This window comes from Streptomyces ardesiacus (genome assembly GCF_003112575.1).
Lineage (GTDB): Bacteria > Actinomycetota > Actinomycetes > Streptomycetales > Streptomycetaceae > Streptomyces > Streptomyces ardesiacus.
This window is the reverse complement of record NZ_BEWC01000009.1, coordinates 174040-195506: the sequence shown is the minus strand read 5'-3', so window position 1 is coordinate 195506 and position 21467 is coordinate 174040. Positions and strand designations below refer to the sequence as shown.

At 72.7% G+C, this 21467-nt stretch carries 16 protein-coding genes and 1 pseudogene; 10 read left to right on the top strand and 7 right to left on the bottom strand.

The window, feature by feature from the left end; all coding sequences use genetic code 11:
- Window positions 1–247: 247 nt before the first annotated feature.
- From modA to Sdi02f_RS29575, 4 genes are all read left to right on the top strand, one after another.
- Complete coding sequence (gene modA / locus Sdi02f_RS29590) at window positions 248–1075, top strand: molybdate ABC transporter substrate-binding protein (RefSeq protein WP_108934333.1); 828 nt, start codon at window positions 248–250, stop codon at window positions 1073–1075.
- Window positions 1072–1923, top strand: a complete 852-nt coding sequence (gene modB, locus Sdi02f_RS29585) for a molybdate ABC transporter permease subunit (RefSeq protein ID WP_031184958.1) — start codon at window positions 1072–1074, stop codon at window positions 1921–1923. The genes modA and modB overlap by 4 nt, the downstream gene beginning before the upstream one ends.
- Window positions 1920–3032, top strand: coding sequence for an ABC transporter ATP-binding protein (locus tag Sdi02f_RS29580; protein ID WP_055468949.1), 1113 nt, complete (start codon window positions 1920–1922; stop codon window positions 3030–3032). The genes modB and Sdi02f_RS29580 overlap by 4 nt, the downstream gene beginning before the upstream one ends.
- Window positions 3033–3195: 163 nt before the next feature.
- Complete coding sequence (locus Sdi02f_RS29575; RefSeq protein ID WP_108934332.1) at window positions 3196–4383, top strand: PP2C family protein-serine/threonine phosphatase; 1188 nt, start codon at window positions 3196–3198, stop codon at window positions 4381–4383.
- Window positions 4384–4398: 15 nt separating this feature from the next.
- Here the strand turns inward: Sdi02f_RS29575 and Sdi02f_RS29570 are convergent.
- Window positions 4399–5825, bottom strand: a pseudogene (locus tag Sdi02f_RS29570) (non-reducing end alpha-L-arabinofuranosidase family hydrolase).
- A 448-nt stretch (window positions 5826–6273) separates the two neighbouring features.
- On the opposite strand from Sdi02f_RS29570, the gene Sdi02f_RS29565 reads away from it, so the two are divergent.
- A complete protein-coding gene (locus Sdi02f_RS29565; RefSeq protein ID WP_031082015.1) occupies window positions 6274–7707 on the top strand; it encodes an endo-1,4-beta-xylanase in 1434 nt (477 codons plus the stop codon).
- A gap of 47 nt (window positions 7708–7754) precedes the next feature.
- Here Sdi02f_RS29565 and Sdi02f_RS29560 read toward each other — a convergent pair whose 3' ends face one another.
- Window positions 7755–10595 (bottom strand): ATP-binding protein, encoded by a 2841-nt coding sequence (locus tag Sdi02f_RS29560; RefSeq protein WP_108934331.1) that lies wholly within the window; start codon window positions 10593–10595, stop codon window positions 7755–7757.
- A gap of 221 nt (window positions 10596–10816) precedes the next feature.
- Here Sdi02f_RS29560 and Sdi02f_RS29555 point away from each other — a divergent pair, with 221 nt between their 5' ends.
- The 3 genes from Sdi02f_RS29555 (at window position 10817) to Sdi02f_RS29545 (ending at window position 14310) form a co-directional block, all read left to right on the top strand.
- Window positions 10817–11764, top strand: coding sequence for an MBL fold metallo-hydrolase (locus Sdi02f_RS29555; RefSeq protein ID WP_051783505.1), 948 nt, complete (start codon window positions 10817–10819; stop codon window positions 11762–11764).
- Window positions 11765–11829: 65 nt separating this feature from the next.
- The gene (locus Sdi02f_RS29550) at window positions 11830–13317 is read left to right on the top strand and encodes a carboxylesterase/lipase family protein (protein ID WP_108934330.1); all 1488 of its coding nucleotides are present in this window, start codon (window positions 11830–11832) and stop codon (window positions 13315–13317) included.
- Between the two features lie 171 nt (window positions 13318–13488).
- The gene (locus tag Sdi02f_RS29545; RefSeq protein ID WP_108934329.1) at window positions 13489–14310 is read left to right on the top strand and encodes an alpha/beta fold hydrolase; all 822 of its coding nucleotides are present in this window, start codon (window positions 13489–13491) and stop codon (window positions 14308–14310) included.
- A gap of 58 nt (window positions 14311–14368) precedes the next feature.
- Here Sdi02f_RS29545 and Sdi02f_RS29540 read toward each other — a convergent pair whose 3' ends face one another.
- The 3 genes from Sdi02f_RS29540 to Sdi02f_RS29530 are packed head-to-tail and all read right to left on the bottom strand — an operon-like array spanning window position 14369 to window position 16579.
- Window positions 14369–14944, bottom strand: a complete 576-nt coding sequence (locus Sdi02f_RS29540; protein ID WP_051783507.1) for a TetR/AcrR family transcriptional regulator — start codon at window positions 14942–14944, stop codon at window positions 14369–14371.
- A 29-nt stretch (window positions 14945–14973) separates the two neighbouring features.
- The gene (locus Sdi02f_RS29535; RefSeq protein ID WP_108934328.1) at window positions 14974–16383 is read right to left on the bottom strand and encodes an amidase; all 1410 of its coding nucleotides are present in this window, start codon (window positions 16381–16383) and stop codon (window positions 14974–14976) included.
- The gene (locus Sdi02f_RS29530) at window positions 16370–16579 is read right to left on the bottom strand and encodes a hypothetical protein (RefSeq protein WP_030402524.1); all 210 of its coding nucleotides are present in this window, start codon (window positions 16577–16579) and stop codon (window positions 16370–16372) included. The genes Sdi02f_RS29535 and Sdi02f_RS29530 overlap by 14 nt, the downstream gene beginning before the upstream one ends.
- 277 nt (window positions 16580–16856) lie before the next feature.
- Between Sdi02f_RS29530 and Sdi02f_RS29525 the strand changes: the two genes are divergently transcribed.
- Window positions 16857–17756 (top strand): MBL fold metallo-hydrolase, encoded by a 900-nt coding sequence (locus Sdi02f_RS29525; protein ID WP_108934327.1) that lies wholly within the window; start codon window positions 16857–16859, stop codon window positions 17754–17756.
- Window positions 17757–18548: 792 nt separating this feature from the next.
- Here Sdi02f_RS29525 and Sdi02f_RS29515 read toward each other — a convergent pair.
- Window positions 18549–19274 (bottom strand): TetR/AcrR family transcriptional regulator, encoded by a 726-nt coding sequence (locus Sdi02f_RS29515; protein ID WP_051849577.1) that lies wholly within the window; start codon window positions 19272–19274, stop codon window positions 18549–18551.
- A gap of 26 nt (window positions 19275–19300) precedes the next feature.
- On the bottom strand, window positions 19301–20209 hold the full coding sequence (locus tag Sdi02f_RS29510) for an NADP-dependent oxidoreductase (protein ID WP_108934326.1): 909 nt from the start codon (window positions 20207–20209) through the stop codon (window positions 19301–19303).
- A gap of 149 nt (window positions 20210–20358) precedes the next feature.
- Here Sdi02f_RS29510 and Sdi02f_RS29505 point away from each other — a divergent pair, with 149 nt between their 5' ends.
- A complete protein-coding gene (locus Sdi02f_RS29505; RefSeq protein ID WP_031082031.1) occupies window positions 20359–21453 on the top strand; it encodes an NAD(P)/FAD-dependent oxidoreductase in 1095 nt (364 codons plus the stop codon).
- Window positions 21454–21467: the final 14 nt, after the last annotated feature.

Here is a 21467-nt window from a genome sequence, read left to right as displayed (position 1 = left end):
GAACCGTACCCGGCCGGCCGGGCAGTACAAACGCACATGCCAGGCAAAAGAAACCTTGATCCGGCTCATGCGAACCAACAGGAGACTTTCTCCTCGCACCTGCGGCAGTATGCTCGACGTAAGCACACCTACCGGATGGAGGGCGCGGCCGCCTCCGGGAGCCGCCGGATCGTCCCCGGGCGGCCCTCGCGGCCCACGGCCGGGATCCGGAGACGTGTCGTTCAGGACCTTGAGGAGTGCACCCGTGATGACCCGTTCCGCGCGCCGGACCCGCCGGATGCTTCGGACGACCGGCGCCGGCGCCGCAGCGCTGCTAGCCCTGAGCGCCTGCTCCTCCTCCGGCGAGGACTCCGGCGGCAAGGCCGGCGCCTCCTCGTCGGCCGGTGGTCCGGACAAGCTGTCGGGGACGGTGAACGTCTTCGCCGCGGCCTCGCTGACCGAGAGCTTCACGCAGCTGGGCAAGGACTTCGAGGAGCGGCACCCCGGCACCAAGGTCGTCTTCAACTTCGGCGGCAGCGACTCGCTCGCCGCGGGCATCACCAGCGGTGCGCCCGCCGACGTGTTCGCCTCAGCCAGCCCCAGGACGATGAAGGTCGTCACCGACGCCGGGGACGCCGCGGGCACGCCGGCCACCTTCGTCCGCAACCGGCTGGAGATCGCGACCCTGCCCGGCAACCCGGACGAGGTCGCCTCCCTCGCGGACCTCACCGGGGACGACCTCAAGGTCGTGCTGTGCGACAAGACGGTGCCGTGCGGAGCCGCCGCCCAGAAGGCGCTGACCGCCGCAGACCTCAAGCTCACCCCGGTCTCCTACGAGGAGGACGTGAAGTCGGCCCTCAACAAGGTCGTCCTCAAGGAGGCCGACGCCGCGGTCGTGTACAGGACGGACGTGCGGGCGGCCGGTGACAAGGTGGAGGGCGTGGAGTTCCCCGAAGCGGCCGACGCCGTCAACGACTATCCGATCACCCTGCTCAAGGACGCGCCCAACGCCGCGGTCGGCACGGCGTTCATCGAGCTGGTGCGGTCCGCCGAGGGCCGGAAGGTCCTGACCGAGGCCGGGTTCACCGCGCCGTGACCGCCTCGCCCGAGACCGGTGCCGCGGCCGGCCCCCGCACGGGCGGGCCGCGGCGCCCCCGCCCGCTCCGGGGCGGTGCTCCCCTGCCGCTGCTCGTGCCTGCGCTGATCGGCCTGGCGTTCCTGGTGCTCCCCCTCGTCGCCCTGCTGGTCCGGGCCCCGTGGACGAGCATGCCCGAACTGCTGACCAGTACCGAGGTGTGGCAGGCGCTCCGGCTGTCGCTGATCTGCGCCACGGCGGCGACCGCGGTGAGCATGGTGATCGGCGTGCCGCTGGCCTGGCTGCTGGCCCGGGTGGAGTTCCCGGGACGCGGTCTCGTCCGGGCCCTGGTGACGCTGCCGCTGGTCCTGCCGCCGGTGGTGGGCGGTGTCGCCCTGCTCATGGCGCTGGGCCGCAACGGCGTCGTCGGGCGCTGGCTGGACTCCTGGTTCGGCCTCACCCTGCCGTTCACCACCACCGGCGTCGTCCTCGCCGAGGCGTTCGTGGCGATGCCGTTCCTCGTCATCAGCGTCGAGGGCACCCTGCGCGCCGCCGACCCCCGCTACGAGGAGGCGGCCACCACCCTCGGCGCGTCCCGCTTCACCGCCTTCCGCCGGGTCACCCTGCCGCTGATCGCGCCGGGCATCGCCGCGGGCGCCGTCCTGGCCTGGGCGCGGGCGCTCGGCGAGTTCGGGGCGACGATCACCTTCGCCGGGAACTTCCCCGGCCGCACCCAGACCATGCCGCTGGCCGTCTACCTCGCCCTGCAGAGCGACCCGGAGGCGGCCGTCGCGCTCAGCCTGGTGCTGCTGGCCGTGTCCATCGCCGTACTCGCCGGACTGCGCGACCGCTGGATGACCGCCTCATGACCGACACCGAGAAGAACGAGCGGCCCCCGGCCGAGAAGACTCCCGGGCCCGGGACCGGCGTCCCGGCCGCCGGAGGGCTCGACGCGCGGCTCGTCGTCGAACGCGGCGCCTTCCGCCTCGACGTGACCCTGAGCGCGGCACCCGGCGACGTCGTCGCGCTGCTCGGCCCCAACGGCGCCGGCAAGACCACCGCCCTGCGCGCCCTCGCCGGCCTCGTTCCGCTCTCGGGCGGTCACCTGCGCCTGGACGGCGTGGAGTTGGACCGCACGCCGCCGGAGTCCCGGCCGGTCGGCGTCGTCTTCCAGGACTACCTGCTCTTCCCCCACCTGACCGCGCTGGACAACGTCGCCTTCGGGCCGCGCTGCCGGGGCGCGAGCAGGGCCCGGTCGCGGGCGCAGGCCGCCGCCTGGCTGGAGCGCCTGGGCCTCGCCGCGCACGCCGCCGCCAAGCCGCGGCGGCTCTCCGGCGGCCAGGCCCAGCGCGTCGCCCTCGCCCGCGCCCTGGCCACCCACCCCCGCCTGCTGCTCCTGGACGAACCGCTCGCCGCCCTCGACGCCCGCACCCGCCTCGACGTCCGCGCCCAACTCCGCCGTCACCTGGCCGACTTCGAGGCCGTCGCCGTACTCGTCACGCACGACCCGCTGGACGCCATGGTCCTCGCCGACCACCTCGTCGTCGTCGAGGACGGACACGTGGTCCAGGAGGGCGCCCCCTCGCACATCGCCCGCCGCCCGCGCACCGACTACATCGCCCACCTGGTCGGCCTCAACCTGTACCGGGGACAGGCCGCGGGCCACACCGTACGGCTCGACGACGGCCCCGTGATCACGACCGCCGAGGACCTGACCGGGCCGGCCTTCGTCGCCTTCCCGCCCAGCGCGGTGACCCTGCACCGGGACCGCCCCACCGGCACCAGCGCCCGCAACCTCTGGCGCTGCGAGGTCGCCGGGCTGGAGACCCACGGCGACCGGATCCGCGCCGACCTCACCGGCGAACTCCCCCTCGCCGCCGACCTCACCACCGTCGCCGCCGCCGAACTCGACCTGCACCCCGGCGCGGCCGTCTGGGCCACGGTCAAGGCCACCCAGACCCACGCCTACCACGACTGAGCCGCGCCTCCGTCGATCACCCGGGCGGAGGCACTCCGGCACGGGTGGCGGCCAGCCTCCCTCCGTTCGGTATGCCAAGCGGATTGGATGACCGAGGCCGCCCGCCGGTCGCGGCATCCGGCATGCGCACCGCCCGATCACCCCGCCGCTGGAGGATGCTCGCATGTTCGGTTCGTCGCGTGCGACGCCGGTCCCCGCGCAGGACCGTGCGGAACGGGACGACGGCGCCACGATCCGCACGCCCCCCACGGGCGCCGTCGTGCTGGTGACGGTCGCGGCGACGGTGCTCACGCTCGCCCTGGGGACGCTGACCGGTACCGCCGTGCTCCTGCTGGGGCTGCTGGTGTTCCTCCCCGCGTTCGCCGCCGCGCTGTGCACCCCGCGCCAGACGGCGCTGATCTCCGCCTGGGTGAGCGTCCTCGTCATCGTGCCGGTGGCCCTGTCGGCGGAGCGGGTCGCCGACCGTGTGGTCCTGGCCCTGTTCGCCCTCGGCTTCGGCGCGCTGGCCGTCTACGGCTCCTGGGTGCGCATCACGCGCGAGGGGGCGCTGGTCCGTCTGCGGTCGACCGCCGCCGCGATGCAACGGCAGATCCTGCGTCCGCTGCCGCTGCTCACCGACGACGTACTCGTGGACGGCGTGTACGAGCCGGTGCAGCAGGACAAACTCGTGGGCGGCGACATCTACGACGTGGCGGCCACGCCCTGGGGCACCCGGGTGCTGATCGGCGACGTCCAGGGCAAGGGACTCGCCGCCATCGGCATGGCGATCGACGTGGTCGGCGCCTTCCGTGAGGCCGCCCACCGCGAACCGACGGTGACCGCGCTCGTGGACTCGCTGGAGGCGGCGGTGGTGCGCCACAACGGGTACGCGGAACAGCGCGGCGAGCCGGAACGGTTCGTCACCGCCGTCGTCCTGGCGGTGGACGCCGGTACCGAGGCCCAGTTCGTCACGTGCGGCCACATCCCGCCCTACCTGCTGCACGACGGGGCCGTCACCGCCGTGGGCCGGGGGACGGAGCACGCGCCGCTCGGCCTGGCGGACCTCGTCGACGAGCCGCGCAGGGTGTCCTGGTTCCCCTTCCCCGCCGGTGCGACGCTGCTGCTGTGCACCGACGGCCTCACCGAGGCCCGCTCCCCCGCGGGCACCTTCTACCCGCTCGAGACTCACCTCGCGGGCCGCATCGACATCACCGCGGACCGCCTCACCCACGCGCTCGTCGAGGACGTCCACACCTTCACCGGGGGAGCACAGCAGGACGACTTGGCGGTCCTGGCCGTGCGCCGCTCACCGCGACGGGTGAGCGGCGCACCGGCGTCCGCGCCTCCTCCCGAACCGGCGTCGTCGACGTGAGCCCGCCCGGGAAGGTCAGCGCTGCAGGGTGAGGAGACCCGGCCGCCACGGCAGCGCGTTGTAGTCCCCGCCCGCGTTCGGGGACTTGCCCTGGTAGAGGAAGCGCAGGTTGCAGGGGTCGACGGTCATGGTCTGGTCGGGGTTGTCGCGGACCAGGTCGCCGTGACTGATGTCGTTGGTCCAGGTGGCCCCGCTGTTGGCCTTGCCCGCGAAGGGGTTGCTCTCACTGGCGGCCTGCGGGGTCCACGAGCCGTTCAGGCTGGAGGCCGTGAAGGAGCGGAAGTAGCGCCCGTTCGCCCCCATCGCCTCGACGATCATGAGGTACTGGTTCTGGCCCTGCACCTTGTAGACCTGCACGCCCTCGAACAGGTTGGCCTTCGTGTCGCTCATGACCGTCGTGTACGACGAGCCGAAGTTGCCCGGGAAGTTCCCGATCGGCATGCTCGCCCGGTAGATCTTGCCGTTGTCACCGGCGAAGAAGAGGTACATGTTCTGGCCGTCGGCGATCAGGGTCTGGTCGATCGGGCCGGTGTCGGAACCGGAGATGCTCCCGGTGAACAGCGGCTGCGGAGCGGACCAGCCGTTGGCGTTGGTGGGGTCGCTCGACGTGCGGTAGACGAAGGGAGAGGAACCCCACTGGTACGCCAGCACCCAGATGTTCTTGGGCGCGAAGTAGAACAGCGTGGGCGCCACCGCGGCCTGGCCCATCGCGTTCTGGCCGGCCGACGCCATGTCCGACCAGTTGGTGAAGGGGCTGAACGCCATGGACCCGTACGACGATCCCGACGAGGTCGACCCGTAGACCAGGTGCCTGCCGTTGTACGTCACCGTGGTGAAGTCCTTCAGCGCGACCCACCCGCTCTTCGGCTGCGCCAGGACACCCGTCGAGGACCACCGGTACGTCGACGGAAGAGTACACGTGCCGTCCGTCGGCGGCGTCCCGGTCGGGCCGGTCCACTTCTGGTTGCTGCCCCCGTTGCACGTCCAGAGCTGCACCGCGGTGCCGTTGGCGGTGCCGGCGCCGGCGGCCTCCAGGCACAGTCCGGACTCCACTGCGACGACCGTGCCGTCGGGGTTCACCCGCCACTGCTGGTTCGCACCGCCGGAACAGGTCCAGATCTGCACCCGGGTACCGGCCGTGGTGGCGTGTCCCGGGACGTCCAGACACTTGCTGCCGTACACGGTCAGCTGGTTGGCGTCCGTCAGCGTCCACTGCTGGTTGGTCCCGCCCCAGCAGTCGTGGAGCTGCACGGACGTGCCGTCGGTCTGGCCGGCGCCCACCACGTCGAGACACCGGTCCGAACCGACACCTCGCACAGCGCCACTGGTGGCCGCCTGGGCCAGGGGGTGGCGACGAGCAGCGCCGCCAGCGCGGCCAGGGCCGCGACCACGGCGGCGACCACCGCGGACGTATGCCTGCGGTTCACACTTCCTCTGTGCATGGGGATGTCCTCCATGACTGCGACGGGGGGTTGGGGTGCTCTGCTGTGCGCGGAACGACCGACTGTGTTCGGGTTTTCGAACGAAGGTCGAGGGGTCGAGCATTCCGAATGATAAGGAGCCGACGAACCACGTCAACACCTCGCGCACGCACCGCTGTTGGTTCGAGTCACCGGCCAGGAGAGGGCCGGGGTGGGACGATGACGCTTCGAAAGTTTCGGACTCGAAGCTGAAACTTTTCTTGGCCGAAGCATTGACGATGCACCGTCAACGCCCAATCATTCCTGCCTGAGAACCCGATCGCCGATCGACATGTCGAACACAACCGGCCGTGGCGATCCGCGCCGCACGACGGGTCCGCCCACCGGAGAACCAGCGCCCGAAGAGGAGCGGACGACTCCGTCTCCCCCGCTTCGGTCCTTCCGCGACGTCCAACTTGGAGGCACAGCAATGGGCTCGTACGCCCTCCCCAGACCTTCGGTCCGCGAGAAGATCCGCGGCCTGCTGCCGGCCCTGGTCGTCGGCGTCCTCTGTCTGGTCACCGCACTGGCCGCACCGCCCGGCGCACACGCCGCCGAGAGCACCCTCGGCGCCGCGGCGGCACAGCACGGCCGCTACTTCGGCACCGCCATCGCCTCCGGCAAGCTGGGCGACTCGACGTACACGTCGATAGCGGGCCGCGAGTTCAACATGGTGACGGCCGAGAACGAGATGAAGATCGACGCCACCGAGCCGCAGCGGGGCCAGTTCAACTTCGGCGCCGCCGACCGTGTGTACAACTGGGCGGTGCAGAACGGCAAGCAGGTGCGCGGACACACCCTGGCCTGGCACTCCCAGCAGCCCGGGTGGATGCAGAGCCTCAGCGGCAGCGCACTGCGCCAGGCGATGATCGACCACATCAACGGCGTGATGGCCCACTACAAGGGCAAGATCGCCCAGTGGGACGTCGTGAACGAGGCCTTCGCCGACGGCAGTTCGGGAGCACGGCGCGACTCCAACCTGCAGCGCACCGGCAACGACTGGATCGAGGTCGCCTTCCGCACGGCCCGCGCCGCCGACCCGGCGGCCAAGCTCTGCTACAACGACTACAACGTCGAGAACTGGACCTGGGCCAAGACCCAGGCCATGTACGCGATGGTCCGGGACTTCAAGCAGCGCGGCGTGCCGATCGACTGCGTCGGCTTCCAGTCCCACTTCAACAGCGGCAGCCCCTACGACGCCAACTTCCGCACCACCCTGCAGAACTTCGCCGCTCTCGGCGTCGACGTGGCCATCACCGAACTCGACATCCAGGGTGCCCCGGCCTCGACCTACGCCAACGTGACCAAGGACTGCCTGGCCGTCGAGCGCTGCCTCGGCATCACCGTCTGGGGTGTGCGCGACAGCGACTCATGGCGGTCGGAGCAGACACCGTTGCTGTTCAACAACGACGGCAGCAAGAAGGCCGCCTACACCGCCGTCCTCGACGCGCTCAACGGCGGCGGCACCACCAATCCCCCCGCGGACGGCGGGCAGATCAAGGGCGTCGGTTCGGGCCGCTGCCTGGACGTGCCCGACGCCGGCACCGCCGACGGCACCCAGCTCCAGTTGTGGGACTGCCACAGCGGCACCAACCAGCAGTGGACGTACACCGACGCCGGAGAACTCAGGGTCTACGGCAACAAGTGCCTGGACGCCGCCGGCACCGGCAACGGCGCCAAGGTCCAGATCTACGGCTGCTGGGGCGGCGACAACCAGAAATGGCGCCTCAACTCCGACGGATCCGTCGTCGGCGTCCAGTCCGGCCTCTGCCTCGACGCCGTCGGGAACGGCACCGCCAACGGAACCAAGATCCAGCTCTACTCCTGCTCGAACGGCAGCAACCAGCGCTGGACCCGCACCTGAGGGGACCTGCCGCGCACGAGCGCCGTGCCTTTCGCGAGGGGCGGCGCTCAGGCACCGCCCCTCGCGTCGGCGTCTCGGCCCGCGCCCGCCTCAGCGGCCATGCCGTCGACGACGTGCCTCAGTTGGGAGCGCACGGTGATGCCCAGCTTGGGAAACGCCCGGTAGAGGTGCGAGCCGACGGTGCGCGGGGACAGATACAGCCTCTCGGCCACCTCACGGTTGGTCAGCCCGCGCGCCGCCAGCCGCACGATCTGCTGTTGCTGCGGGGTGAGGCCGTCGAAGGCGTCCGGTTTCGCGGCGCCGGTCCGGGCGCCGGCGGCCCTGAGTTCGGACTGGGCGCGCGCCACCCAGGGCTGCGCGGCCAGCCGACGGAAGACGGCGTCGGCCTCGACCAGGGGCGGACGCGCATCCGAGATACGCCGACGGCGGCGCAGCCACTCCCCGTACGCGAGCAGCGCCTGGGCCCGCTCGAAGGGCCGGCGGGCGAGCGCGGGATTCTCCAGGGCCGCCGTGAAGTGGTGCTCGGCCTCCTCGGCGGGGGCGAGCACCGCCCGGCTCAGACGGACCAGCGCGGCCCTGCGCGGCGCCGACGCGCCCGCTTCCGCCAGGGACCGCTCGACTCCGTCCACGATGCGGCTGGCGTCCTCGTGACGGCCGGCCCGCACCGCGGCAGCCGCCAGTCCGGGCAGCGCCGGGTGGGAGAGGTGGTAGTGCGTGGGGTTGCCCCGGTCGTCGAAGAGCGCACGGTAGTGCTGGAAGGCGGTCCGGTGATCGCCCTCCACGGTGGCGGCGGTGCCCAGCGCGCGGTGGGCGAGGACGAGGACGGAACGGCTCTCCCGCGGGTCGACGAGAGACAGGGCGTACCGCGCCCGCGTGCGGGCCCCGGCCACGTCGCCGCGCAGTGCGCACAACAGCGCCTCCGTCGCGGCGGCGCAGGCCGTGGCGTGATCGAGACCGGCCGACGACGCGACGGCCGCCAGCTCGGCGCAGGCCGTCTGCGCACGGGCCCACCGGCCCTGGTCCAGAAAGGCGAGGGCGGCCACCCCGGCGAGGCCGTCCGGCAGCGGCCCCTGCGCGGTCCGCGCGGCGAAGGCCGCGTCGTACGTACGCGCGGCCAGTTCCGTCTCGTCCAGCAGCCAGGCCGCGGTGGCGAGCAGGATCAGCGTCCGCGGTTCCTCCGCCGCGGCCGCGGCCAGGGCGGGCAGCCCCAGGGCGAAGCGCGCGTCGGCGGCCTCCGGATGCGCGACGACCCCGGCCCAGGCCGCCAGGAACGCCCCCCGCTCTCCGAGCCGGTGGCCGTCGGGCGGCGAGGCCCGGGGCAGCAGGCGTTCGATCTCGTGCAACTGGGCCGCGTCACCGGAGTAGAAGCGCACCACGGCGGCGGCGGCCAGGGCCTCCGCGGCCGCCGCCGGATCGGTGCCGGCCAGGACGGCAGCGGGGCGCATCAGGTGTCCGAAGGAGGCGTTGTGCGAGCTGGTCAGCAGCATGAGCCGGCCGACCTGGAGGGCGGCGAGGGCCGCGGCCGTCGGGTCGTCGGTGGCGGCGCGGACGCGTGCGGCCAGCCGTTCGACGGAGTCGAGCCGGCCGGTCAGGACCGCCGCACGGGTCGCGGCGCCCAGCAGCCGGGTGCTCTCGTCCCGGTCGGGGTGCAGGTCGGCCGCCCGTTCCAGCATGTGGGCGGCGGCCGCGTGGCCACTGCGGTGGCGTGCCCGGTCCGCGCCGCCTTCGAGTCGGGCCGAGACCGCCGCGCTCGGCCCGGAGGTGGCGGCGGCGAGGTGCCAGGCGTGCCGGTCGGGGTCCTGGTCGCCGAACAGCCCGGCCAGCCCCAGGTGCGCGGCTCGCCGCTCCTCGGCGGGGGCCGCGTGATAGATCGCGAGGCGGGAGAGCGGGTGGTCGCAGCGCAGCCGCCCGCCGCTGCGCCGGACGAGTCCGGCCTCCTCGGCGGGCGCCCACACCGGATCGGCGATGTCGGGAAGCCAGGACAGCACGGTGCTCGGCGGGTCCTCGCCGTCGACGGTGGCCAGACGCACCACCGCGCGGCGCGTCGCGGCGGGTAGTGCGGCCAGACGGTCGGCGTAGACCCGCCCCAGCCGTTCGGTGACCGGAAGCGGGCCGTAGCCCGTGCGGGACGCGCTGTCGTGGCCGGCGACGGCCCGGGCCAGTTCCACCAGGGCGAGCGGATTGCCCTCGGCCTGGTCGAGGACGGATGCCCGGGTGACTCCGGTGGGCACCCGCGGCTGGAGGTCCAGCAGCCGCTCCGACGCGCCGCGGCCGAGGGGCTCCAGGACGAGGGCCGGTTCCCGCACGGCCAGCCCTCGCAACGTGGGGTCCCCGGTGGCGACCAGCAGCGTCACCGGTTCGTCGGTCAGACGCCGGGCGACGAAGGAGAGAGCGTCCAGTGAGGCGAGGTCGGCCCACTGGGCGTCGTCCACGACCACCAGCAGCGGGCGCTCGGCGGCGAGGTCCGACAGCAGGGTGAGGACCGCTGTCCCGATGAGCATCGGGTCCGGCGCCCCACGGCGTTCCGCCACCCCGAAAGCGACGTGCAGCGCACCGCGCTGCCTGGGGGGCAGGGCGTCGATCCGTCCGCGGACCGGGCGCAGCATCTGGTGCAGCCCCGAGAACGCCAGATGGGTCTCGGACCGGCTGCCGTCGGCCCTGAGGACCCGGCCGCCGTCCGCGGCGAAGCGCGCCGCGACCGCCTCCAGCAGGGTGGTCCTGCCCGCTCCTGACTCCCCCACCACGGTCAGCAGGGCCTCCGCCGGCCTCGCCGCGGGCTCCGCCGCGCGCGGCGCGGTCACCGCCGCGACCAGCCTGTCCAGCTCGGCTTGCCTGACCAGGGCGGTGCCGCTGCGGCACCGGGCGGTTGTCACTGTGTACTCGTCCACCGGTTCTCCAGACGTGGCGGGATCCTCCAGGGCTCGACGCCTGCGGCCACCGCATCCCGCGCACCGACGCTACCAGGGCGTTCTCGGCGCACCCCGGGTGCGGCCACCTCACGGACGGCTCCTGCGGACGGCGCCCCGGAGAAGTGCAGTCACCTGTCCGATACCGCCGGGGCACCCCCCGCTCGCAGGCTGGAAGACGTCCGAACCTTCGAAGGAGAACCATGTCCCCCCTTGACTCCCCGCCCTCCGCCACCGCGACGCCCACCGTGAGCACCATCGAGCTCGGTGATGTGCGGATCGACCGTGTCATGGAGTACTCCGACACCACGCCCATGACGACGGACGTCTTCTTCCCCGGCAGCACGCCCGAGGAGTGGCAGCGGCACCGGGAGATGCTGGCGCCCCACCACTGGGAACCGGAGACCGGTCTCACGCGCGCCGCCACGCAGTCCTGGGTGCTGCGCAGCGAGGGCAGGATCATCCTGATCGACACCGGCGCGGGCAACGGCAAGTACCGCCCGCTGCAGCCGATCTGGTCCTACCTGAACACCGACTACCTGGCGCATCTCGCCGCTGCCGGCGTGCGGCCCGAAGACGTCGACATCGTGGTCAACACCCACCTCCACGACGACCACGTCGGCTGGAACACCCGGCTCGAAGGCCGCGACTGGGTGCCCACCTTCCCCAACGCGACGTACCTCATGCCGCGGCGCGACTTCGAGTACTGGAAGCCGGAGAACCTCCACAACACGGTGTTCGGACGTGGCAACCAGAACGTCTACGAGGACAGCATCGACCCGGTCGTCGAGGCCGGACTGGTGCGGACCTGGGACGAGTCGTACACGATCGACTCCCACCTCCGCCTCGAACTGGCCCCCGGCCACACCCCCGGAGCCTCGATCATCCACCTGGAGTCCGGGGGCGACCGCGCGATCTTCGCCGGCGACCTGCTGCACGGCGCGATCCAGGTGCACGAGCCGCACATCAACAGTTGCTTCGAAGAGGACGAGGACGCTGCCCGCGCCAGCCGGGCGCGCATGTTCGCGCACGCCGCGGACCACCACGCGCTCGTGCTCCCGGCGCACCTGCCCGGACACGGCGCCTTCGAAATGCGTCGCAGGGGTTCCGGCTTCGAGCTGACCGACTGGGCGCCGTTCTCCCTCACCTGACCCGACCGGCCCGTCCGGGCCCACCCCTCACGTCCGACGACTCCCCGGCCCACAAGGAAAGTCCGTTGACCGACCGCAACCTCGTCGTCCGGACCGCGCAGGGCGCGGTCCGCGGCAGCCTGCACGACGACCACGCCGTGTTCCTCGGTGTCCCCTACGCCGCGCCTCCCGTCGGCGCGGCACGCTTCGCGGCCCCGCGACCGCACGATCCGTGGGAGGGGGTCCTCAACGCCACGGAAGGGGGACCGACCGCGCCGCAGGCGCCGCGCCGCCTCGGCGCACTGGAGATGACGGCCTACTTCGGGTCCGGCTGGGTGCGAGGGCCGGACTACCTCACCGTCAACGTCTGGACGCCCCGGACCACGCGGCCCGGTGCGCCGGTCATGGTGTTCGTGCACGGCGGCGGCTTCGTCGCCGGTTCCAACCGGGCGTCCCTCTACGACGGCAGCCGCTTCGCCCGTGACGGCGTCGTGCTGGTCACGGTGAACTACCGGCTCGGCATCCCCGGGTTCCTCGACCTGCCCGGAGCCCCGCGCAACCGGGGTCTGCTCGACGTGCTCCAAGCCCTGCGCTGGGTGCGGGAGAACGTCGCCGCCTTCGGCGGAGACCCCGGGAACGTCACGCTGTTCGGTCAGTCGGCCGGTGCCACCATCGCCGGTGCCGTCCTGGCCGATCCCGCGGCGCGGGGCCTCCTCTCGCGCGTGATCGTCCAGAGCGGCAACGGACGGGGGGCGTTCACGCCCGAGCAGGCGGCGCGGGTGACGGCGCGCGCCGCCGCGGAGCTGGGTGCCGCACCGCACGCCGAGGCGTTCGCGCGGATCACCGACGACCGCCTCGTCGAGATCATGCCCGGCCTGTCGGGGATCGACCTGCGCACGGCGACCGCCGGCGATCCGCTCCTCGGGCTCAGCCCATTCAGCCTGGTGCTCGACCGTCAGCCCGCCGACGCCGTCGCCGCCGGACAGGGCGCGCACGCGGACCTGCTGATCGGGACCAACGCCGAGGAGGGCCATCTCTACCTCGCCCCGTTCGGCACGCTCGGCACGTCGACGGCGGCCGACCTGGAGGCCACCGCCGCCCTGTTCCACCCCGACCCCGCGCGGTACGTCGCGTCCTTCCGCCGCGGCCGTCCGGGAGCCACGGCCGGCGAACTGCGCTCCGCCCTCATGGCCGAGGCCCTGTTCGTCGCCGGCAGCCGCGACCTCGCCGACGCGCACGCCGCACACCCGGGCTCGCGCACCTTCCGCTACGAGTTCGCCTGGCGTTCGCCCGCTCTGGGCGGTCACCTGGGCGCGGCGCACGCCGTCGAGGTCCCCTTCGTCTTCGACGTGACCGACCAGCCCGGTCTGCGCGGCCCCGACGCCCTGCTCGGCGCCGGGACGCCACCGGCCGGCCTCGCCGCACGCACACACGCGGCATGGATCGCCTTCGCCACGACGGGAGACCCGGGCTGGGCCCCGTACGAGCGCGGGGCGGGACCCCTCATGCGCATCGCGGAGCAGTGGGAGACGGCCCCGGCCCGGCCAGCCACACCGAGCCCGTCCACGGCCTGACCGCGTCCCCGGTGTGCGCCCCGGCCCCGGCCGGCCGCGGCCCCGCACTTCCCGAACCGTGGGGCGCTGGTCGAGGCGGAGACCAGGAAGACCCCGGCTGCCGACGCATCGAAGCGCGCTGTGCGTGGAAGGTGGTGCCCACGAGGCGAGAGACGAGAGAGGAGAGCGGCGGTGGACTGGACACTGGACGAGACGTTCGAGACGCCCGGAGGAGTGGTCCGGTGGGGGTCCTTGGGCAGCGGAGACCCCCTCGTGCTGGTGCACGGCACCCCGTACTCCTCCTTCCTGTGGCGGGACATCGCTCCCGCGCTCGCCCGTACCCGCGAGGTCTTCTTCTTCGACCATCTCGGCTTCGGCCAGTCCGAGCAGCGCGAGGGACAGGACCTGAGCCTGGCGGCCCACGCGGAGAACTTCGCCCGGCTCCTCGACCACTGGGGCCTGTCCCGCCCCAGCGTCGTGGCGCACGACATCGGCGGGGCGGTGGCGCTGCGCACCCTGCTGCTGGAGCAGAGGAGCTACCGGGACCTGACCCTCTTCGACGCGGTGAGCGGAGGGGCGTGGGAGCGGGGACTCTTCCAGCTCTTCCTGGAGCACACGGAGGTCTTCCGGGGGCTTCCGGGCTACGCGCACGAAGCGCTCGTCGCCGCCCATCTGCGGCACGCCACGCACACCGGGTTCCGGCCGGGGATCCTCGACGCCTTCCTCGCACCGTGGCGGGGGGAGGAGGGTCAGGCGGCGTTCTACCGTCAGTACAGCCAGATCAGGCAGGCGGACACGGCCGCGTACGGGCACTTGCTGGACGGCATCCCGATTCCGGTACGGATCGTCTGGGGCCGCGAGGACCGCATCCTTCCGCCGGAGTACGCCGAGTGGCTGCACGAACGTGTTCCGCAGGCGGAGCTGCACTGGATCGAGGGCGCCGGTCACCTCCTGCAGGAGGACGCACCGGGGCAACTGCTGGCCTGCCTGACCGCAGAGTTCGCGTCAGCCTGAGCTGCGCGGCCGCTCGGCCGGTGCTCCGGGCGACACGTCCACAGCCGCCTTCACCCGGTCACCGGCCGCCCGTCCCGCGTACGCCGACGAGCCCGGCCACCAGCCGTCGGGCGTACGCGGCGTCGAGCCCGGCCGGCCGGAAGAGGATGCGGTACATCAGGGGGGCGACGACGCGGTCCATCGCCGTCTCGACGTCGGGGGTGTTCTCCCCGCGGTCCCTGGCCCGGGCGAGAATGACGTTGATCTGTTCGGCCGCGTAGGCCGAGCACTGGCCGGCGTTGTCGCCGTCCGGGTCGCCGAGCAGGGCGTCGCGGATGTAGGCGCGACCCGAGGCGGACGACATTTCGTCGAGGAACTGTTCGGCCCATGCCGTGAGGTCGGACCGCAGGTCGCCGTGGTCCTCCGGTTCGGTGTCGGGGCGCAGCCGCTCCACCGCGACGTCCGACAGCAGTTCCTGCAGGGTGCCCCAGCGCCGGTAGACGGTGGACGGGGTGACCCCGGCGCGCTGGGCGACGAGGGGGACGGTCAGCGCCTCGCGGCCCCTGTCCTCCATGAGTTCCCGTACAGCGGTGTGCACCGACGCCTGGACGCGTGCGCTGCGCCCGCCGGGGCGGACCCCTTGCCTGCTGCTCATCGCACCAGGTTAAAGCACATTTATTGCGTTTAGCGAGTTCCGGCGTTCTCGGGCGAGGGGGCGAGCGACCGTGCGGGCTGCGTCCGCTCGTACGCGTGGCCCACCAGCAGCAGCGTCCGCTCGGCGAAAGGCCGCCCGAGCACCTGCATGCCGATGGGCATGCCCGCCGCGTCGTGGCCGACGGGGACGGAGAGCGCGGGCACTCCTGTGATGTTGGCCGGGGAGGAGAGGCGCACGTAGGCGTCGGAGACGCTCTCGACCGTGCCGTCCGGCCAGGTGACGGTCTCCCGGCCCGACGGCACCGCGCCCATCGGGACCGCAGGGGCGGCGATCACGTCGACGTCCTTCAGGACACGGGCCCATGCGTCGCGCATCAGCGTCCGGGCACGCTGCGCCCGCAGGTAGTCGCCCGCGCCCATCAGCTCGCCGGCCTCCAGGAGGATCCGGACATCCGCCTGGTACAGCTCGGGGACGGTGCGCAGGGTGCTCTCGTGGTACGCGGTGGCTTCCGGCACCATCAGGCCCCACTGGGTGGCCTGGACGTAGCGGGCCATCGGTATGTCGATCTCGACGAGCCGGGCGCCGAGCGCCTCCAGCTGCGCGACGGCGCGGCGGACGGCGGCCTCGACGTCCGCGTCGACGTGTTCGAAGTAGTAGGTGCGAGGCACGCCGACGCGCACTCCGGTCAGGTCCGGGTCGCGGCGCGGCCGGTAGTCGGCGCCGGGGGCGGCCACCGAGGCGGGGTCGCGGGGGTCGTGCCCGGCGATGGCGGTCAGAACCAGGGCGGCGTCGTCGACGGTGCGGGTGATCGGGCCGACGTGGTCGAGCGACCAGGACAGCGACGTGACGCCGTGCCGGGGCACCAGCCCGTACGTCGGCTTGAGTCCGACCACCCCGTTCAGGGTGGCGGGCACCCGGATGGATCCGCCGGTGTCGGTGCCGAGGGCGAAGGTCGCCGCACCCGTGGCCACGGCGACGGCGGAGCCGCCGCTGGAGCCGCCGGCGACCCTCCCCTGGTCCCAGGCATTGCTGGTCTGCGGGGTGGTCAGCCCGTAGGCGAACTCGTGGGTGTGCGTCTTGCCGATCAGAATCGCGCCGGCCGCCCGCAGCCTCGCGACGACCGTGCTGTCGGAGGCCGCGCGGTGACCCGCCCGGGTCCTGGAGCTCGCGGTGGTGGGCTCCCCCGCGACGTCGATCAGGTCCTTGAGTCCCACCGGGATCCCGTGCAGAGGGCCTCGGCAGGAGCCCCGTGCGGCGTCGCGCTCGGCCTCACGGGCGGTCCGGCGGGCCTGCTCGGCGGAGACCGCGACGTAGGCCGCCACGTGCGGCTCCACCTGCTCGATGCGGTCGAGGACCGAGTCGACCAGCTCGACGGGGGACAGCCGCCGCTCCCGGATCTCGCGCGCGGCGGCGGCGAGGGACAACTCATACGGCTGCATCACGCTGCTCCTCTTCCGCACGGAAGGCACCGGCGGGCGGGGTGTCACCGAAGTCCAGCTCGCGCAGGACGGCGACGACGGAGTGGATGTGGTCGGCGGTGACCGCAACCGCGCAGTGGCGTTCATCGGGCAGCGGCAGCCCGGCACGCGCGGCCCAGCGGGCGGCCTCGGGCGGGGTGAGTGCGGCGGAGGACATGGATTCTCCCTGGTCGGGCCTGGAGCGACGAGACGCCCCACGCCAAAAGCTATTGATTTGCTTTAGCCCGACCGTAGGTCCTACCGTCGCTTAACGCAAACTCGTTGCTTTAAGGAGGTGCGATCGGCGGACGCCTCTCCCGCCCACGCCGCCGTCGCCGCCCTCCTCGCCGCGGCGTTCCTCACCGCGCTCGCCGTGGTGGCACGCACCCGAACGAGGCCCTGCGGCAGGCCGCGCAACCGACCACTCCGCCGAAGAACAAGGGAAACGACAGATCATGCAGACTCCCCCGGACACCCCCGTCCCCTCCTGGGCCGTGGGCGACATCACCGTCCACCGCATCGACGAGACACTGCTGCCGCCCGCGACCGGACCCTGGCTGCTGCCCGACGCCACACCTCAGGTAGTGGCCGGCCAGGACTGGCTGCACCCCCACTTCGCCGGCGACGACGGCATCCTCCGCATCGACAGCCACAGTTTCGCGTTCGTCGTGGACGGGCTGCGCGTGCTCGTCGACACCGGCATCGGCAACGGCAAGGAACGGGCCAACCCGGCCTGGCACAACCTGCGCACCGACTACCCCGAGCGCCTGACCGCCGCCGGCTTCCCGCCCGGCTCCGTCGACCTGGTGATCCTCACCCACCTGCACGCCGACCACGTCGGCTGGAACACCCGGAAGGAGGACGGCGCATGGGTCCCCACGTTCCCCGGGGCGCGCTACCTCACCGCACGCGCCGAAAGGGAGTTCTGGGCCGCGTACGACATGGAGGAGGCGCGCCGCCAGATGTTCCGCGACTCGATGATTCCGGTCGAGCAGGCCGATCTGCTCGACCTGGTCGACGTCCCGGCCGAGGGCGCGCGGATCACCCCGGGCCTGCGCCTGGTCCCCACCCCCGGCCACACCCCCGGCCATGTCGCGGTCGAACTGAGCAGTCAGGGCGCAACCGCGCTGATCACCGGTGACTGCATTCACCACCCGGTCCAACTCGCCCACCCCGCCATCGGCGCCTGCGTGGACATCGACCCACAGCAGTCCGAGGCCACCCGCGGTGCACTGCTCGCTTCCCTCGCCGGCACGGACACCCTCCTCCTGGGCACCCATTTCGCCCCGCCCACCGCCGGCCGTGTCGTCGCGCACGGGGGCGCCTACCGGCTGCGGCCCGTCCCGGCGGCCTGACACGACGGTGCGCGTGGTCGGAACGAGCCGGAGCCGGAGCAGTGCGGGCGCCATGAGAAGGGCGTGGTCGTGGCCTGTCCGGCCACGCCTGAGAAACCCGGTAGAGCTGCACTTCAGAGCTGCTTTGCGGCGGGTTCCAGAATCGCCACGCACTCAACGTGGTGCGTCATCGGAAAGATTTCGACTTGAGCGGGTCGAGGAAAAGGCCAGGTCAGGGGCCGCTCCTCGGCTCGCTGTCCTCCGTGCGTGCACCCAGAGCGTCAAACGAGCGTCACGGCCGACAGTCCGTCTCGGGAGGCACAGACAGGCACCTGCCTGCCGGCCTGCCTGATCGAAACAGTGCCGTTGAGGGCGCCGGGCCGTTGAACGGGGGGCGTGGGCTACCGTCCGGTGCGGTGGTCGCCACCAAGCACCAAGCACCAAGCACCAAGCGGCCGAGGATGTCGTCTCCCACGCCCTGGGAGACGGTATGCAGGTCGCCATCACCCAGCCCCGGTACGCCATCCCGTTCGCCGCCGAAGCATTCATCCTGCTCGTCGCGGGCAGCGTCGGAATCACCCCGACAGCATCCCGCGACGGCCGAACGCCGACAGTGAGAGCAGGAACTCCGCAAGGCCGCGCAAAGACGCCTCGGGTACGCCGCTGAGAAGGCATCGCTCCGGAGAAATCGCGGCACTCCTCGGGGTCCACCTGTGCCATGACCGCCTCCGCGGTCGACTGGTGGTGCGGTCCGGTTTCCGGAGAGCGCCCCGGAGGCCGGCGCCCGCCGTCGGGGACGTAGTGGAGAGGGGCTCAGGCCGTACCGGCGGCGCCCCCGTAGCCGTGGAGGAACGCGTCGACCGCGCGGGTGACGCAGGCGCGGACCTGTGCCGGGCTCGGAGCGCCGCTGGCGTAGGGGCTGATGGTGATCTCGGAGTTGACCAGGGCGACGAAGTGGAGGGTGGCCCGGGCGGGGCTGGAGATATGCAGGAGGCCCGCGTCGGTGAGCTGGGAGAGGCGCCTGGAGACCTCCTGCTGGACGCGGAGGGGTCCCGCCTGCTGCCAGGTGTCGATCAGGGCGGGCGGGAAGTGCTGCCTCTCGGCCTTGATCTGCCGGATCATCGCGAAGTGGTCGGGGAACTGGGTGCGCTGGCCGACGAGGGCGCGGCCGAGGGCGATCAGGTCGGCGCGGGCGTCGGTGCCGGAGAGTTGTTCGGCCACCGTCGCGATGAAGGCGTCCGCGACCTGGCCGGCGCTGTCGTGGACGACCTCCGAGAAGAGGTGGTCCTTGCCCTCGAAGTGGTTGTAGATCGTGCGGGTGGACACCCCGGCCTCGGCGGCGATGGCCTCGATGCTGGTGCGGCTGTATCCCTCGCGGCCGAAGACGGTACGCGCGCCCTGGGTGATGGCCCGGCGTTTCGCAGCTCTGCCGCCGGGTCGGCCGGGGCGTGGCAGCGCGTCAGGGTCGGCGGGGGCCGCGGGTGTGGTGTTCAGGGGAGCCTCCGGTGGATCAGGGCGGCCCGTCGGCCGAATTGCCATGCAGCTTGCATTTTACTGAATTCTCCTTACCTGGGCATCATCAGGACGGTCTTGCCCCGGCCGTGTCCGCCCTCCACGGCCCGGACCGCCTGCGGTGCCCGCTCGAACGGGATCACGTGCGTCACCTTCGGGTCCAGGGCGCCGGTGCGGACGAGTTCCACGACCGCGCCCAGGATCGCCGGGTCGCGCACCGGCCCCACCGGTGCGCCGCCGAGTGCGGCGACGGCGTCCCGGTCGGCTCCGCTCACCAGCTTCGTACGGTCCTCCAGGAGCGCGGCGCTCTCGCGCAGGATCTCCCCGCCGACCAGGTCGAGGACGCCGTCCACGCGGCCCGGTATCCGCGCGGCAAGACCGGGTCCGGAGGCGACGAACCGTACACCGAGTTCCTCGACGAACGCCCGCTTGTCCTCGGCCGCCGAACCCACCACGGTCAGCCCCAGCCCCGCGGCGACCTGCGCGGCGGCCACGCCGACACCGCCCCCGACACCGGTCACCAGCAGCGTCGCGCCCGGCGGCAGGGCGAGTCGGCGAACTGCGCCGTAGCCGGTCGCGGCGGCGATGGGCAGGACGGCGGCGTCGGTCCAGGAGACCTCCGGCGGTTTGCGGACCGCCGCTCTCGCCGGCAGCAGGGTGAACTGCGCGTACCCGCCTGTCGTCGGGCCGCCGAGGACCGCGTCGCCCACGGCGAACCCGGTGGTGCCGGGGCCGAGCGCGACGACCCTGCCCGCCGCCTCGCCGCCCATCACGGCGGGCAGGACGACGGCGGGCGCCCCGGCCGGGCGGCGGCCCGAACGGCGTTTCCAGTCGACCGGGTTGACGCCGGCCGCGCGCACGGCGACCAGCAGGTCACCGGGGCCCGGAGCCGGTCGCGGCAGGTCGGCGAAGTGCTCGACCTCCGGTCCGCCGAAACGGTCGTACACGTAGGCCAGGGGCATGCGGCACCTCGACGTCTCTGTCTGGCTTCGGTCATTAATTGCCATGCAGATTGCACTTTACCTAAGCCCCCGGTTAGGCTCCTCGAGGTTCGGTGGAGACCTGTTTTCCGCCGGTGGTACCGACGCGGTGAGCACAAGGAGCGCAACGTATGGGCAGCACGGTCGCGATCGTCGGCGGCGGATACGGAGGGTCTGCACTGGCCCGTGAGCTGGACCCGGACTTCGACGTCGTCCTGATCGATCCCAAGGACGCCTTCGTCCACGCGGTGGCGGCCCTGCGCGGGCTGGTCGACGAGGAGTGGGCCCGGCGGATCTACTTCGGGTACGACGGGCTGTTCACCCGGGGCCGTCATGTGCGGGGCCGCGCGGTGGCGGTCGACGCGGCAGGTGTCACCACCGCCGACGGCACGCGTGTCGACGCGGACTACGTCGTCCTCGCCACCGGTTCGTCCTACCCCTACCCGGCGAAGCCGGACACCGAGGACACGGCCGACTCCGTGCTGCGGCACGCGGACACGCGGGCCGAACTCGCCGCCTCCTCCCGGGTGTTGCTGCTCGGGGCCGGTCCCGTAGGGCTTGAGCTGGCCGGGGAGATCACCGAGCGGTGGCCGCAGACGGAGGTGGTCGTGGTCGACCCCGCCGAGGACGTACTGGGCGGCCGTTATGTGCCCGAGCTGCGCGACGCGCTGCGCGAGCAACTGACCCAGAGGGGCGTGCGGCTGGAGCTGGGCAGTGCCCTGACCGCCCCGCCGCCGGCGCCCGCGGGAGTGCGCGAGCCGTTCTCGGTCACCACTGAGGCGGGCGTACGGATCGACGCGGACCTGTGGTTCCGGTGCTACGGCATGACGCCCCTCAGCGACATGCTGGCCGGTGAACTCGCCGCCGCCCGGCGGCCGGACGGCCACGTGGAGGTCGACGAGCACCTGCGGGTGGCGGGCGCGCCGAACGTGTTCGCCATCGGCGACGTCACGGCCGTGCCCGAGCCGAAGCGGTCGAAGGCGGCCACCGAACACGCCGTCACGGTCGCGGCCAACATCAGGGCGCTGGCCGCCGGGCGCCCGGTCGAGCAGACCTACCGGCCGGGGCCGGACGCGGTGCTCGTGCCGCTGGGATCGACCGGCGGTGCCTCTCAGGTGCCGGGCCCCGACGGTCCGGTCGTGCTCGGCGCGGCGGAGACCTCCGGCTACAAGGGCGCCGACCTGCTGCTCGGACGGTTCGGCGAGCTGTTCGGCGCCTCCACCTGACCTTTCCGGACACC

Excerpts from the sequence above, each read along its gene's own strand:
- Sdi02f_RS29525 (WP_108934327.1), top strand. The coding sequence starts at position 16,857 with ATGCAGACTCCCCCGGACACCCCCGTCCCCTCCTGGGCCGTGGGCGAC.
- Sdi02f_RS29540 (WP_051783507.1), bottom strand. The coding sequence starts at position 14,944 with ATGAGCAGCAGGCAAGGGGTCCGCCCCGGCGGGCGCAGCGCACGCGTC.
- Sdi02f_RS29515 (WP_051849577.1), bottom strand. The coding sequence starts at position 19,274 with ATGGCAATTCGGCCGACGGGCCGCCCTGATCCACCGGAGGCTCCCCTG.
- Sdi02f_RS29535 (WP_108934328.1), bottom strand. The coding sequence starts at position 16,383 with ATGCAGCCGTATGAGTTGTCCCTCGCCGCCGCCGCGCGCGAGATCCGG.
- Sdi02f_RS29565 (WP_031082015.1), top strand. The coding sequence starts at position 6,274 with ATGGGCTCGTACGCCCTCCCCAGACCTTCGGTCCGCGAGAAGATCCGC.
- Sdi02f_RS29575 (WP_108934332.1), top strand. The coding sequence starts at position 3,196 with ATGTTCGGTTCGTCGCGTGCGACGCCGGTCCCCGCGCAGGACCGTGCG.
- Sdi02f_RS29510 (WP_108934326.1), bottom strand. The coding sequence starts at position 20,209 with ATGCCCCTGGCCTACGTGTACGACCGTTTCGGCGGACCGGAGGTCGAG.
- modA (WP_108934333.1), top strand. The coding sequence starts at position 248 with ATGACCCGTTCCGCGCGCCGGACCCGCCGGATGCTTCGGACGACCGGC.
- Sdi02f_RS29555 (WP_051783505.1), top strand. The coding sequence starts at position 10,817 with ATGTCCCCCCTTGACTCCCCGCCCTCCGCCACCGCGACGCCCACCGTG.
- Sdi02f_RS29530 (WP_030402524.1), bottom strand. The coding sequence starts at position 16,579 with ATGTCCTCCGCCGCACTCACCCCGCCCGAGGCCGCCCGCTGGGCCGCG.
- Sdi02f_RS29580 (WP_055468949.1), top strand. The coding sequence starts at position 1,920 with ATGACCGACACCGAGAAGAACGAGCGGCCCCCGGCCGAGAAGACTCCC.
- Sdi02f_RS29505 (WP_031082031.1), top strand. The coding sequence starts at position 20,359 with ATGGGCAGCACGGTCGCGATCGTCGGCGGCGGATACGGAGGGTCTGCA.